11 protein-coding genes are annotated in these 13,728 nt (G+C 41.1%); 5 read left to right on the top strand and 6 right to left on the bottom strand.

Features of this window, described 5'->3' with window-relative positions; all coding sequences use genetic code 11:
• Nucleotides 1–16: 16 nt before the first annotated feature.
• Genes dnaE through lpxB form a run of 3 tightly spaced genes read right to left on the bottom strand, consistent with a single transcriptional unit; the run spans nt 17 to nt 5,260 of the window.
• A complete protein-coding gene (gene dnaE, locus H5157_RS08765; RefSeq protein ID WP_002958298.1) occupies nt 17–3,508 on the bottom strand; it encodes a DNA polymerase III subunit alpha in 3,492 nt (1,163 codons plus the stop codon).
• Between the two features lie 2 nt (nt 3,509–3,510).
• Nucleotides 3,511–4,113 (bottom strand): ribonuclease HII, encoded by a 603-nt coding sequence (gene rnhB / locus H5157_RS08760; protein WP_182712628.1) that lies wholly within the window; start codon nt 4,111–4,113, stop codon nt 3,511–3,513.
• Entirely contained in the window at nt 4,103–5,260 is a 1,158-nt protein-coding gene (gene lpxB / locus H5157_RS08755) for a lipid-A-disaccharide synthase (protein WP_182724543.1), read from the bottom strand. The genes rnhB and lpxB overlap by 11 nt, the downstream gene beginning before the upstream one ends.
• A 301-nt stretch (nt 5,261–5,561) precedes the next feature.
• Between lpxB and H5157_RS08750 the strand changes: the two genes are divergently transcribed.
• From H5157_RS08750 to cydC, 5 genes are read left to right on the top strand one after another with little or no spacing between them, the layout of a single operon-like run.
• Nucleotides 5,562–7,145, top strand: coding sequence for a cytochrome ubiquinol oxidase subunit I (locus tag H5157_RS08750; RefSeq protein ID WP_002958301.1), 1,584 nt, complete (start codon nt 5,562–5,564; stop codon nt 7,143–7,145).
• Nucleotides 7,142–8,281 (top strand): cytochrome d ubiquinol oxidase subunit II, encoded by a 1,140-nt coding sequence (cydB, locus tag H5157_RS08745; protein WP_002958302.1) that lies wholly within the window; start codon nt 7,142–7,144, stop codon nt 8,279–8,281. The genes H5157_RS08750 and cydB overlap by 4 nt, the downstream gene beginning before the upstream one ends.
• Nucleotides 8,282–8,293: 12 nt before the next feature.
• The gene (gene cydX / locus H5157_RS08740; protein ID WP_002958303.1) at nt 8,294–8,458 is read left to right on the top strand and encodes a cytochrome bd-I oxidase subunit CydX; all 165 of its coding nucleotides are present in this window, start codon (nt 8,294–8,296) and stop codon (nt 8,456–8,458) included.
• Complete coding sequence (gene cydD, locus H5157_RS08735) at nt 8,448–10,241, top strand: thiol reductant ABC exporter subunit CydD (RefSeq protein ID WP_182724554.1); 1,794 nt, start codon at nt 8,448–8,450, stop codon at nt 10,239–10,241. The genes cydX and cydD overlap by 11 nt, the downstream gene beginning before the upstream one ends.
• The gene (cydC, locus tag H5157_RS08730) at nt 10,234–11,979 is read left to right on the top strand and encodes a thiol reductant ABC exporter subunit CydC (RefSeq protein ID WP_182724542.1); all 1,746 of its coding nucleotides are present in this window, start codon (nt 10,234–10,236) and stop codon (nt 11,977–11,979) included. The genes cydD and cydC overlap by 8 nt, the downstream gene beginning before the upstream one ends.
• On the opposite strand, the gene H5157_RS08725 is transcribed toward cydC, so the two are convergent.
• The 3 genes from H5157_RS08725 to fabZ all read right to left on the bottom strand — a co-directional run bounded on the left by H5157_RS08725 (nt 11,962) and on the right by fabZ (nt 13,727).
• Nucleotides 11,962–12,354 carry a septal ring lytic transglycosylase RlpA family protein gene (locus H5157_RS08725; protein ID WP_182724541.1) on the bottom strand — a complete coding sequence of 131 codons (393 nt, stop codon included), beginning with the start codon at nt 12,352–12,354 and terminating at the stop codon, nt 11,962–11,964. The genes cydC and H5157_RS08725 overlap by 18 nt on opposite strands.
• A 147-nt stretch (nt 12,355–12,501) precedes the next feature.
• Nucleotides 12,502–13,272, bottom strand: a complete 771-nt coding sequence (gene lpxA / locus H5157_RS08720; RefSeq protein WP_182724540.1) for an acyl-ACP--UDP-N-acetylglucosamine O-acyltransferase — start codon at nt 13,270–13,272, stop codon at nt 12,502–12,504.
• Nucleotides 13,273–13,274: 2 nt separating this feature from the next.
• Nucleotides 13,275–13,727 carry a 3-hydroxyacyl-ACP dehydratase FabZ gene (gene fabZ, locus H5157_RS08715; protein WP_002958310.1) on the bottom strand — a complete coding sequence of 151 codons (453 nt, stop codon included), beginning with the start codon at nt 13,725–13,727 and terminating at the stop codon, nt 13,275–13,277.
• Nucleotide 13,728 lies beyond the last annotated feature (1 nt).

The following is a 13,728-nucleotide window of genomic DNA, read 5'->3' as shown; positions in this document are numbered from 1 at the left end:
GCTCTAAACTACCTAATTAGTTAAATTCTAGTTCTACATCTTGCGCAGCCATTAGTGATAACTTATGGATTAAGTCGTCACTTGGCGTAACACACCATTCGATCCCAAGAGTTAATTGCGCCAACGCATCTGGACGTTGGTAATAAACCTTGATCGGACACGTTCCCATTTTATAGGGTTCGAGTACTTTTTGTAATTTATCGAAGAAACCTGCCTCGATTTGCACCATGTTCAGCGTCATTTTAATCGCTTTAATACGCTTTTCACGCGCTTGAGCAATGGTGTTTATTTCTCTGGCGGTCATTGTAATACCACCGGAGAAGTTATCAAAGCTGACCTGTCCAGATATTACCAAGATATTGTTAACTTGGAGCATATCTTGGTACTTTTCAAACTCGTCTGAATACAAGCGTACATCAATCCGTGCACTCTTGTCATCTAAAGTTACTAAGGCCCAACGATTTCCTTTTTTATTAATTAATACTCTAGAAGCAATCACCAAACCAGCGGCCGTTGCAAACACATCACGATTAGTTGGCTGTAAATCAACTATTTTTCCGCTAGTGTAATGCCTAAGCTCACGGCGGTACTGATTTATTGGATGCCCAGTTAAATAAAGGCCTAGCGTCTCTTTTTCGCCATCTAACCACTCGTTATCAGTAAGCCCTGTGGCTTTAATAAAAGCTTGTTCAACTTCATCAGGCTCAGTGGCTAATAAACCAAATAAGTCACTTTGTCCTAATTGCTCAGCTTTGTTGTGTTGATCGGCCGCACGCATAGCATCTTTTAAACTAGCTAGTAATGTAGCACGCCCAGATTGGGTTTTCTCTGGTCCTAATTGATCCAAAGCACCTGCGTAAATTAATTTTTCGGTAACACGTTTATTTAAGCGTTTTAAATCAACACGGGCACAAAAATCAAATAAATCTTTAAATGGGCCGCCTTTTGCACGCGCTTCTAGGATTGCATCAACCGGTGCTTCACCCACGCCTTTTATCGCGCCAATGCCGTAAACAATTTCACCTTCAAGGTTTACTGTAAACTTAAACTCACCTGCATTTACGTCTGGTGGTAATAAGGTGAGCTTCATGTTTTCACATTCATCCACCAAAATAACTATTTTGTCGGTGTTATCCATATCGGCCGACATTACCGCAGCCATAAACTCTGCAGGATGATGCGTTTTCATCCATAATGTTTGATACGATACGAGTGCGTAAGCTGCTGAGTGAGATTTGTTAAAACCGTAACCTGCGAACTTTTCTACCAAGTCGAAGATTTTTATCGCAAGCTCGCCGTCAATGCCGTTATTTCTTGCACCATCTTCAAACGTTGAACGCTGCTTTGCCATTTCTTCGGGTTTTTTCTTACCCATTGCACGACGCAGCATGTCGGCGCCACCTAGCGTGTAACCTGCTAGTACTTGCGCAATTTGCATTACTTGTTCTTGATACAAAATAATGCCGTACGTTGGATCAAGTATTGGTTTTAAGCTTTCGTGCTGATACTGCGCATCTGGGTATGAGATTTCTTCTCGGCCCAGTTTTCGGTCGATAAAGTTATCTACCATGCCTGATTGCAGCGGACCTGGTCGGAACAAGGCCACAAGTGCAATCATATCTTCAAAGCAGTCGGGCTTAAGGCGGCGTACTAAGTCTTTCATACCTCGCGACTCTAGCTGGAATACAGCGGTCGTTTCGGCGCGAAGTAACAACTCAATACTTTTTTTATCATCCAGTGGAATGGTGTTTATATCAACGGGGTCTTTACCTTGGCGCTTCATGCGCACATTGGTCATATCGACCGCCCACTGCAATATAGTCAGTGTACGTAAACCCAAGAAATCGAACTTAACTAAGCCGGCTGTTTCTACATCGTTTTTATCAAACTGTGTTACAGGAAACTTACCTTCGTCATCGCAATAAAGTGCAGCGAAATCGGTAATAGTGGTTGGCGATATTACTACGCCACCCGCATGTTTACCGGCATTACGTGTACACCCTTCAAGGATGCGACACATGTCGATTAAGTCTTTTACCTCATTGTCGCCATCGTAGGCTTCTTGCAAGCGCGGTTCTACATCAAACGCTTTGGCAAGTGTCATACCGGGGTCACCCGGAATCAATTTTGAAATTCGATCAACAAACCCGTAAGGATGACCAAGCACTCGCCCTACATCGCGTATTACCGCTTTTGCAGCCATGGTACCAAAGGTAATAATTTGCGAAACCGCATCCCGACCATACAAAGCCGACACGTGATCAATTACTTCGTCTCGTCTATCCATACAAAAATCGACGTCGAAATCGGGCATTGATACACGTTCAGGGTTTAAGAATCGCTCAAAGAGTAAGTCAAACTCAAGTGGATCAAGGTCGGTAATTTTAAGCGCGTACGCAACTAACGAACCTGCACCTGAACCACGACCAGGTCCAACTGGAATATTATTATCTTTACTCCACTGAATAAACTCCATTACGATTAAGAAGTAACCTGGGAATCCCATTTGGTTGATTACACCGAGCTCAATTGCAAGACGCTCATCGTATTCAACACGTTTTACTTTTCTATCTTCTTCGTCGGGGAATAAAAACTGTAGTCGTTCTTCAAGGCCGTCTTGTGACACTTTAACTAAAAAGTCTTCAATTTTAAGCGAGCCGGTTGGGTAATCAGGTAAAAAGTAAGTACCTAATTGCACAGTTACATTACAACGCTTAGCGATTTCTACGGTATTTTGTAGGGCTTCTGGAATATCGCTAAACAACTCAGCCATTTGCTCAGGTGTTTTTAGATATTGTTCTTCAGAGAACCGTTTAGGGCGGCGCTTATCATCGAGCGTGTAGCCGTCAAAAATAGCAACACGAATTTCGTGCGCTTCAAAGTTTTCTGGCTTTAAAAACACCACTTCGTTGGTGGCTACAACCGGTAGCTGCTCTTTAGCAGCAAGCTCTACCGCCATGTGCAAGTAATCTTCTTCAAGCGGTCGATTGGTGCGAACAAGCTCTAGGTAGTAGTTATCGCTAAAATGCTGCTTATAAAAACTAACAACCGATTCAATTACAGTCGGATTATTTTTTAATAATGCTTTACCTAAGTCACCGTCTTTAGCGCCTGAGAGAATAATTAAGCCTGCTTTTAGCTCAACTAACCACTCGCGGTCAATCACAGGGCGATGAAATACATGCCCACGCTGATAAGCTTTAGATATCAGCAAGGTAATATTTTTATAGCCGTCGTTGTCTTTGGCTAATATAGTTAAGCGGCTTGGCTCATCAGGAAACTCTGGGCTACGAACCCAAAAGTCAGCACCCACTATAGGTTTAATACCTGCATTATGCGTGGCGCCATAAAAACGCACTAAACCACAAAAGTTCATTTGATCAGTAATTGCAATGGCTGGCATTTGCAGCTCTTGCGCTTTTGCGACTATTGGCTTTGTTTTAGCAAGGCCATCAACCATCGAAAAGTCTGAATGAACTCTTAAATGAACAAAATCAGGAGCAGCCATGCTTAGCCCTCACCATTGACTTGCGCCAAAACCCGCTGCACAGGTTTAAAGCTTTTACGATGCTCGTCAATTGCACCGTATTGTTCAAGTGCTGCAAAGTGCGCTTTAGTGGGATACCCTTTGTGCCCTGCAAAACCATATTCTGGGTGGCGTTTATCAAGTTCAAGCATTTCGTCATCGCGTGCTACTTTAGCTAAAATAGACGCCGCTGAAATTTCGGCCACTAAGCTATCACCTTTAACAACAGCTTGTGCTGGCATAGTGAGTTTTGGCAATCGATTACCATCTATAAATACAAATTCAGGTTGTGTGCTTAATGCCTCTACTGCGCGAGTCATGGCAAGCATCGTTGCGTGTAGAATATTTAACTCGTCAATTTCTGTTGGACTGCAGCGTCCATACGCGTAGCACAATGCTTTTTCTTTTATTTCAACTGCAAGTGCTTGGCGTTTTTTATCCGTTAACTTTTTAGAATCTGCTAAGCCTGCAATTGGTTTAGTGGGATCTAAAATAACGGCGGCAGTGACTACATCACCAACAAGTGGGCCGCGCCCTACTTCATCTACACCAGCAATTAAGGATACATTGGGTCTATCAATCTGCATTTATTAACTCCGCCACAGCATTGGCTGCTTGTTCACTGGCATTTAATCTGATTTTTTCGTGAATAGCTAAAAAGCGTGCTTTTAGCTCTTTGTTATCTGTGTTGAGCATAGGGGTAAGTGCGTTTGTTAAGTTAGTCACATTACACTCGGTTTGTAAAAACTCAGGCACTAGCTCTTCGTCGGCTAATAAATTAGGCAGCGAAAAGTACTTAATATTAAACGTAAATAAAGTTTTAAAAATCCAATAGCTCACAGGCTTTATTTTATAGCCCACAACCATTGGTTTTTTATAAAGCATACCTTCAAGTGTTGCTGTGCCCGAGGCTAATAAAATAGCATCAGCAGCTTGCATCGCTAATTTTGATTGCCCATCAAGCAGGTTAACATTAAGGTTTGGTGCGGTAGCGTTTAATATATCACTAAACTGCGCTTTGCGTTTTTCGTTAACCAACGGCACCACAATTTTAAGATTGGGGTTTTTAGCTTGTAACTGCGCGGCTGTTTTAATGTAAGTCTCGCTTAGCAAACCAACTTCAGAGCCTCGACTACCAGGTAGCAGCGCCAGTACTTTGTCATCAAGGCTTAAGCCGAGTCCTTCACGCGCTTTGGTATCGTCGTGCTCAAGTGCTATGTCGTCTGCCAAGGTATGCCCCACAAATGTACATGGGACTTGGTGCTTATCGTAAAATTCTTTTTCAAATGGTAATAATGCTAACACTAAGTTAGTGGCTGCACTTATTGTATGAATGCGCTTTTCGCGCCACGCCCAAACAGACGGACTTACATACTGTACGGTTTTAATACCCGCATCTTTAAGTGGTTTTTCTACACGTAAGTTAAAATCGGGTGCATCAATACCTATAAATACATCAGGTGGGTTATCTACAAAATGCTGCACGAGTTGTTTACGTATTTTAAGCAAACGTGGTAAACGCCCTAGCACCTCAACAAGCCCCATTACCGAAAGCTCATCCATGTCGTAAAGTGTTTTACAGCCCTGCGCTTGCATTTTAGGTCCTGCTATTCCTTCAAAAATAGCGTCCGGAAAGTGTTTCTTAAGGGCTTTAATTAAACCTTCACCTAAAATATCGCCCGACAGTTCACCTGCCACAATACCAATACGTAGTTGTTTTTTATCTTTATTCATTTGATTTTATTTCACAAGTAAACCAGGCGTTCATGCTTGTTAGTTTACCGTGTTTTACTGTTTGGTTAAACGCTTTAAATAACTGGTTTTTTATCACGTAAGTTAAGGCTTTATGTTGTTTGTTTTTAATACTGATGTAGCATAGGAAATATATATTAAGTTTTACTAATATGTATGTTGACAAAAATTGCACAAAAGTAAATACTATTACAAACTTTCAGTAATTACTGAAAGTTCATTAAACCTTAACTTTGCCAATTAAATGTTGCCCTGTTAATCCGTCACTCTCAAGGAGCCAATAATGATAGATGAAACCTTTGTGGATCTATCGCGATTACAGTTTGCTGTTACCGCTCTCTTTCATTTCTTATTCGTACCGTTAACGATAGGTATGACCTGGATTTTAGTTATTATGGAATCGGTTTATGTTATGACCGGTCGCGAAATTTATCGTGATATGACTAAGTTTTGGGGAAAATTGTTTGGTATTAACTTTGCAATTGGTGTGGCAACAGGCCTTACCATGGAATTTGAGTTTGGTACTAACTGGTCTTATTACTCCCATTACGTAGGTGATGTTTTTGGGGCTCCCCTGGCTATTGAAGGTTTAATGGCATTCTTTTTAGAATCGACCTTTGTGGGTATGTTCTTTTTAGGCTGGGACAGGCTTTCTAAACGCCAACATTTAGGCGCGACCTTTTTAATGGCCATTGGTACTAACATGTCGGCGCTGTGGATTTTAATTGCCAACGGTTGGATGCAAAACCCAGTAGGCGCTGAATTTAACTATCAAACCATGCGCATGGAAATGACCAGTTTTGCAGAGCTTGTGTTTAACCCTGTAGCCCAAGTTAAGTTTATTCATACTGTATCGGCAGGTTATGTAGCAGCGTCTATGTTTGTGCTTGGTATTAGTAGCTGGTACATATTGAAGGGTCGTGATTTAGCATTTGCTAAACGCTCTTTTTCAGTCGCATCAGGCTTTGGTTTAGCGTCAATTTTGTGTGTGATTTTACTCGGTGACGAATCAGGCTACGAAGTAGGCGAAGTCCAAAAAGTAAAACTTGCCACAATTGAAGCCGAATGGCACACAGAAGAAGCTCCGGCTGCGTTTACCGCATTTGGTTTTCCTGATTCAGAAGAGCAAGTAACACATGCGGCGGTTAAAATACCTTACGCACTTGGGTTAATTGCTACGCGCTCACTTGATGAGCAAGTAACGGGTATTAACGACCTAGAAAAACAACATGAAGTACGTATTCGCAACGGTATGATTGCTTATGAATACCTTACAAAACTCAGAAACGGTGAAGATACGCCAGATAATATTGCCAAATTTAATACTCTAAAAGATGATTTAGGTTATGGCTTGCTACTTAAGCGCTACACACCAGATGTTGTAGATGCTACTGAAGAACAAATTCAAAAAGCTGTTAAAGACTCTTTTCCTAAAGTAGGCCCTATGTTTTGGTCATTTAGGATTATGGTTGCCTGTGGTGTGGCCATGCTAGGTGTATTTATATTGGCATTTTACTACAACGCTCACCGTGTTATTGAGCAAAAACGCTGGTTGTTATGGGCTGCCGTATTGAGTATTCCACTACCTTGGATAGCGATTGAATTTGGCTGGATTGTTGCCGAGTATGGCCGTCAACCTTGGGCTATATCTGAAATACTGCCGACCTTTTTAGCCACGTCGTCACTAACAGTAAACGATATTTTAATTAGCTTAACTGGGTTTATTGTTTTCTATACTGGTTTAGCCATTGTGGAAGGCTGGCTGATGATCCGCTTTGTTAAGCAAGGGCCAAGCTCGCTACATACTGGTAAGTATCATTTTGAATTACCAAACAAAGCTGATAAAACTGAAGGAGAGCAATCATGATTTTTGATTATGAAACATTAAAAATGCTTTGGTGGTTGATCATTGGTGTGCTGCTTATTGGTTTTGCTATTACCGATGGTATGGATATGGGCGTTGCTATGTTGCTCCGCCTCGTTGGTAAAACAGATTCAGAGCGCCGCACAGTAATAAACACAATTGGCCCGCATTGGGATGGTAACCAAGTATGGTTTATAACTGCAGGCGGCGCGTTATTTGCGGCGTGGCCTATGGTTTATGCAGCTGCATTTTCGGGCTTTTACTTTGCCATGATGCTAGTACTCTTTGCTTTGTTTTTTAGACCACTTGGATTTGATTACCGCAGTAAAGTAGACTCAAAACGCTGGCGTAATAACTGGGATTGGGGCTTGCTTGCAGGCAGCGCAATTCCAGCATTAGTTTTTGGTGTGGCGTTTGGTAATTTATTTTTAGGCGTACCGTTTAATATTGATAACCTTATGCGTGTTAGCTACCAAGGATCATTTTTTGGCTTGCTTAACCCATTTGGATTACTTGCAGGTTTAGTGAGTATTACCATGTTAGTTGCGCATGCGGGTATGTGGTTACAACTTAGAACAGCAAGTGTGGTCGCAGAGCGTTCGGGTCAATATGGTCGCTATTCTCTTATTGTGTTTATCGTGTTATTTGCTGCAGCTGGTTTTTGGGTGGCTAACTTAACGGGTTACCAAGTTGTATCTATGGCTGATACACAAAGTCATGCAGACCCTCTAGCTAAAGTAGTCACTACAGCGCAAGGTGCTTGGTTAAGTAATTACAGCACCCGTCCGTGGACAATGACCTTCCCTATTTTAGCCTTTGCAATGGCATTAAGTGCACTTGTGTTTTCAAAATTAAATAAACCTGCACTTGGACTTATTTCAACAAGCTTAATGTTAATTGGCGTAATTATGACGGCCGGTGTTTCTCTGTTCCCATTTATTATGCCATCGAGTAACAACCCTAATATTAGCTTAACAATTTGGGATGCGGTATCGAGCCATAAAACGCTCAATATAATGTTTGTTGCAGTGTGTATTTTTGTACCACTAATTTTGTCCTACACCACTTGGTGTTACGTAAAAATGTGGCGCAGAGTAACGGTAGAAGAAATTGAAAACAACACTCATGGTAGCTACTAAGGAGACTAAACAATGTGGTATTTCGCTTGGATTTTAGGTGTACTTTTGGCCTGTACCTTAGGTGTAATAAATGTAATGTGGTACGAATTTCATCAAAATAAAAACAGCATTGCTGATGATGAACAAGCCATGCACGATCTATTAAATGATGCTAACAACACAAAAGATGACGACTAACCCCCGACCAGATCGCGCGCAGCAGCAATCACTGCGCGCTTTTTTAAAGCGTCAAAGTAAACCCGCTGCAGTGTGGTTAAAGTTAAGCATTGCACTGGGTACTTTTAACGCATTACTGATGATTGCAGGTGCTTATTTACTGGCTCAAGCTATTCATAATGTAATGTTTGAAGGTAATAATTTAGCCCAAGTCACTCATTTATTATGGCCCTTAGCAGGCATTATTTTATTGCGCGCGGTGTTTTTAGCGTTAAGTGAGCGCTTAAGTGCATTTGCTGCGCTTAAAATAAAATCGGCTATGCGCCAAACACTTCTCCATAAGCTCAGCTTACTTGGGCCTAGTTATATAGAACAACACGGCCAAGGCGCTACATTAAATACCCTGCATAATGGCGTTGAAGCACTTCACGACTATTATGCTAAATACTTGCCAGGTGTTGCTTACAGCGCGCTTATTCCGCTGGCAATATTGGTAGTTATTTTTCCGACAGATTATAAAGCTGGGCTGATATTTTTATTAACCGCCCCACTTATTCCTTTTTTCATGATTTTAGTAGGCTCTAAAGCCGAAGCTTTAAACCAAAAACGCTGGAAGCAACTTGCTGTACTGGGCAATTACTTTTTTGACCGCGTGCAAGGTTTAACTCAGCTAAAACTATTTAATGCAACACGTACCGAGCTTAAACAAATAGCTAAAATTTCAGATGATTTTAGACACGCGACACTCGATGTTTTAAAAATCGCGTTTTTATCATCATTTGCACTTGAGTTTTTAGCCACCATTAGCGTGGCACTCGTTGCCGTAATTATTGGTTTTAGACTATTTTTTGGCACTCTTGATTTTGCCACTGGCTTTGTGGTGCTACTTTTAGCGCCTGAATTTTATTTACCACTGCGCCAACTAGGTAGTCATTACCATGCACGTTTACAAGGTATTAGTGCGGCGGCCGATATGGTTGCGATTTTAAATGCCCCACTGCCAAGTGACGAAAATGCGTCAGTAACTACAAGCGCACCTGAAAACAATTTAACTTTAAATACAATTAATTCAATAAGTATTACCGACCTTAATTTTATATACCCTGGTAGTAACGAAGGGATTAAAAATATAAATTTAACATTGCCAAATAAAGGCTTAATTGCAGTTGTGGGCAGTAGTGGCTCAGGTAAAAGTACGTTGTTTGATTGTCTATTAGGGTTTCACCCTGAGGTGATTAACAACCTATCTATTAATGATCAGAGTTTAAGTACAACCGATATTACTTACCTGCAAAATAATATTGCATGGATACCACAACAAGCGACGCTATTTTACGACACCATTGCTGCCAACATTAAATTGGCCAAACCCACTGCCACACAGCAAGAGCTTGAACACGCGGCAAAACAAGCTGGTGTGCTTGAATTTATTAATACCCTACCCGATGGTTTTAACACCCAGATAGGTGAGCAAGGTGAAGGGCTTTCTGGCGGTCAAAAACAACGTATTGCACTGGCTCGCGCATTTATAAAACAAGCACCAGTCTTAGTGCTTGATGAGCCCACTGCGCACCTTGATAGTCAAACAGAGCTGCTTATTCAAGATGCTATTAATGAATATGCTAAAAACAACTTAGTATTAGTTATTGCCCATAGATTAAATACCGTTAAACATGCCAGCAATATCATTGTGATGCACGATGGAAAAATAGCTGAGCAAGGTCACTTTGAAACACTTGCAGCGCAAAATGGTGCATTTGCTGACTTACTAAAAACGGCTGAACAAGGGGTGGTGCATGCGTAATTTTATTCGTTTATTAAAACTTTGTGCTCCTCATTACAAAGCTATGCTATTGGGTACATTTTTAGCGACGATTACGGTATTAGCTAATGTGGGCCTGTTGGCTATATCTGGCTGGTTTTTAGCATCAATGGCCGCTGCTGGTATTGCGGGCGTACAAATGAATTATTTTACTCCTGCCGGCACGATTCGTTTTTTAGCTATTGTGCGAACAGCATCGCGCTATGGCGAACGCCTAGTTACTCATAACGCCACGTTTTTATTACTAAGTGAAATACGTACCAATGTATTTGCAACGTTAAGCAAGCTTAACAATGTTGATTTAGCAATGAGCCGCAGCGCTGATCTAGTTAACCGATTACAAAACGATGTAGACGCACTCGACAAATTTTATTTAAACGTTTTACTTCCTATGCTGGTCGCTCTTTTAAGTGTGCCAATCATCATGCTGTTTATGTCGGCCTATAATGGCAACGTCGCCCTTATTTGCTTTACTGGCATTATACTTATTGGTGTGGTTATACCTGCCCTACTCAGCATAAAGCTCACTAAAAACAGCCATAAAGAAACACAACTTAGTGCGCAACTTCGCTCTGAGCTTTCAGATACACTTACAGGCCTTAGAGAGCTTAGTATTTATCAAGCCCGTTCGCAGCAACTTAATAAGTGCGACGAATTAAGCGAGCAGTACAATCAGCAATTATTTATTCGCCACAAAGCACTGGCAAACTCAGATGGATTAAGCTTGTTGGTTGTTCAATTAGCCATGCTTGCTAGCATAGTGACCATTGTGCCGCTGGTTTACGCAAGCAGTATGGTAAATGTAGAACTTGCTATGTTAAGTTTATTTGTACTGGCAAGCTTTGAAAGCGTATTACTACTACCCAACGCGTTTATAGAGCTTCCAAATGTTTTAAAAGCAGCAGAGCGATTGTTTACACTTGAAGATAAAGCAGCTAGTACGCAAATTGAAAGTAAACATGTAGACATTGATGAAAACTTTAGCGCGCAAAATCACACGTTAGTACTTAACAATATTAGCTACCAATATGGTGAACAAACAGCGCTAACTAATATCAGTTTTGAACTAATGCCTCAGCAAAAAGTAGCGATTGTAGGTAGAAGCGGCAGCGGTAAAACGACGCTTGTAAATTTACTTACTGGTTTATGGCCTTTGCAACAAGGCAGCATAACGCTAAACAATCAAAATAGCGTTGTTGACTTACATTCGTTAAATAATGATATACGCGCAAATGTTATAAATATACTCGCCCAGCAGCACCATATTTTTGATGGCACATTAAGTGAAAACTTACGTTATGCCGCGCCAAATGCAACCAAAGAGCAAATGATTGAAGCGCTCGCATTAGCTCAATTGAGCCCATGGTTTAATGAGCTAAAAGAAGGTTTAAAAACACGATTAGGCACTGGCGGGCGTAACGTGTCGCAAGGCCAATCTAGGCGTATAGCCATTGCCCAAGCATTACTTAAAAACCCTGCTATTTTAGTACTTGATGAACCAACTGAGGGTCTTGATAATCAATCTAAGCAAGGGGTAATGCAAGCAATAATGCACGTTATGAATAACGCCAGCGTGCTGACAATTACGCACGATCCTGCTCTACTTGCTCAAATGGATAATGTTGTATGGTTAGAAGACGGCAAAGTAGTCGCACAAGGCTCTCATAAAGAGCTCAGTAGCACTTATCCCGACTATGTTGCGCTAACTACCCGGTTTTAAAACCGTTACTGATACATCAATAACGCCGACTTTAGGGTCGGCTATCTTTTTAAACATACTCTTTGATAAATCAATAATACGACCTAGCACATACGGGCCTCTATCGTTAATTCTTACCGTGACTGATTTATTATTAGCGAGGTTGGTAACAACGACCTTAGTGCCAAAGTCGAACTCTAAATGGGCTGCTGTGGCGGCTTGTTGGCTAAAGCGCTCTCCGTTGGCAGTTGTTCTCCCGTGATATTTGTCAGCATAAAAAGATGCTTTACCAACTTGAGTAACCTCTCCAATAGATGATTTAACAATAGGTTGGCTACTACAAGCGGCTAAAGCTGAAGTAATAAAAAGAGTGACAACTAACTTAGGTAAACGCATAGGATGACTTTTATTATACAAATTAGATGCATACTAACTTGAGCTCGCTGAGTATTAACTGAATTAGGTCTAAACCGTGGGCAATAAAAAACCACCTTCGATTTATCATCTAGGGTGGTTTTTTATGCTTGAAGCAAAACGCGCGAATTATCTTACAATGCCGCGCTCTGAGCTTTTAACAAAGTCGACCATCAATTTCACAGCAGGGTACTTTTCAGCATCTTCTGTGAGAGATTCAATCGCTTCTTCAGCACCTAAGCTTTTACGGTAAAACGCTTTGTATGCACGGCGTACAGCCATAATTTCATCACTTTCGAAACCACGACGTTTCATGCCTTCTTTATTGATAGCGGCAGGACCTGCTGGCATACCAATGGTAGTAACAAAAGGTGGTACATCTTTGTTAACACCTGAATACATACCAATAAAGGCATGAGCACCAATTTTACAAAACTGATGAACTCCCGAATTACCACCTAAGATAACCCAGTCGCCTACATGTACATGGCCAGCCACACTTGCATTGTTAGCAAAAATTACGTTATCGCCAATTACTGCGTCATGTGCAACGTGTGTATAAGCCATAAATAAGTTATTACTACCAATTTTAGTAACGCCTTGGTCTTGAATTGTACCGCGGTGAATAGTGGCACATTCACGGATAACATTGTTATCACCCATGATTAATGTGGTAGGCTCGTTGTTGTATTTTTTGTCTTGGCAGGCTTCGCCCACAGACGCAAACTGAAAAATATGATTGCCAGAGCCAATAGTTGATGGCCCTTTAACAACAACATGAGACTCAATAATACAGTTATCACCGATAACAACATCATTGCCAATATAACTATACGGACCAACTGAGACATTGTTACCTAGTTTAGCGCCAGGTTCGATTATTGCTGTAGAATGGATCACTATTAAAACTCTCTTCTCGCACACATAATTTCGGCACTACACACTACTTTGCCGTCGACTCTAGCTTCTGCTGCAAACTTCCAAATGTTGCGACGTTCTTTTAAAAACTCAACGTGAAGATGCATTGTATCACCTGGGATCACTGGCTGTTTAAAACGTGCGTTATCAACAGCAGCAAATAAATATAGTTCGTTTTCACTACGATTTTCTACTGTTTTAAAACCTAATAAACCCGTGGCTTGCGCCATTGATTCTAATATTAGCACACCAGGAAAAATTGGCTGATTTGGGAAATGGCCAGTAAATATAGGTTCGTTTATAGAAACATTTTTAATAGCATGTAAAGATTTTCCAGGTGTAAAATCAATAACACGATCAATTAATAGCATCGGGTAACGGTGCGGTAATAAACTTAAAATTTCTTGAATATCAAGGCTATTTAATTCGTTTGCCAAA

The sequence above is a fragment of the Pseudoalteromonas sp. SG43-3 genome, assembly GCF_014164385.1.
Lineage (GTDB): Bacteria > Pseudomonadota > Gammaproteobacteria > Enterobacterales > Alteromonadaceae > Pseudoalteromonas > Pseudoalteromonas distincta.
Note: the sequence above shows the minus strand (reverse complement) of the source record. Positions and strands in the feature narration are given on the sequence as shown.

Coding starts and splice junctions, on each gene's coding strand:
- lpxB (WP_182724543.1), bottom strand. CDS start 5,260: ATGAATAAAGATAAAAAACAACTACGTATTGGTATTGTGGCAGGTGAA.
- H5157_RS08725 (WP_182724541.1), bottom strand. CDS start 12,354: ATGCGTTTACCTAAGTTAGTTGTCACTCTTTTTATTACTTCAGCTTTA.
- H5157_RS08750 (WP_002958301.1), top strand. CDS start 5,562: ATGATAGATGAAACCTTTGTGGATCTATCGCGATTACAGTTTGCTGTT.
- cydB (WP_002958302.1), top strand. CDS start 7,142: ATGATTTTTGATTATGAAACATTAAAAATGCTTTGGTGGTTGATCATT.
- cydC (WP_182724542.1), top strand. CDS start 10,234: ATGCGTAATTTTATTCGTTTATTAAAACTTTGTGCTCCTCATTACAAA.
- cydX (WP_002958303.1), top strand. CDS start 8,294: ATGTGGTATTTCGCTTGGATTTTAGGTGTACTTTTGGCCTGTACCTTA.
- dnaE (WP_002958298.1), bottom strand. CDS start 3,508: ATGGCTGCTCCTGATTTTGTTCATTTAAGAGTTCATTCAGACTTTTCG.
- rnhB (WP_182712628.1), bottom strand. CDS start 4,113: ATGCAGATTGATAGACCCAATGTATCCTTAATTGCTGGTGTAGATGAA.
- cydD (WP_182724554.1), top strand. CDS start 8,448: ATGACGACTAACCCCCGACCAGATCGCGCGCAGCAGCAATCACTGCGC.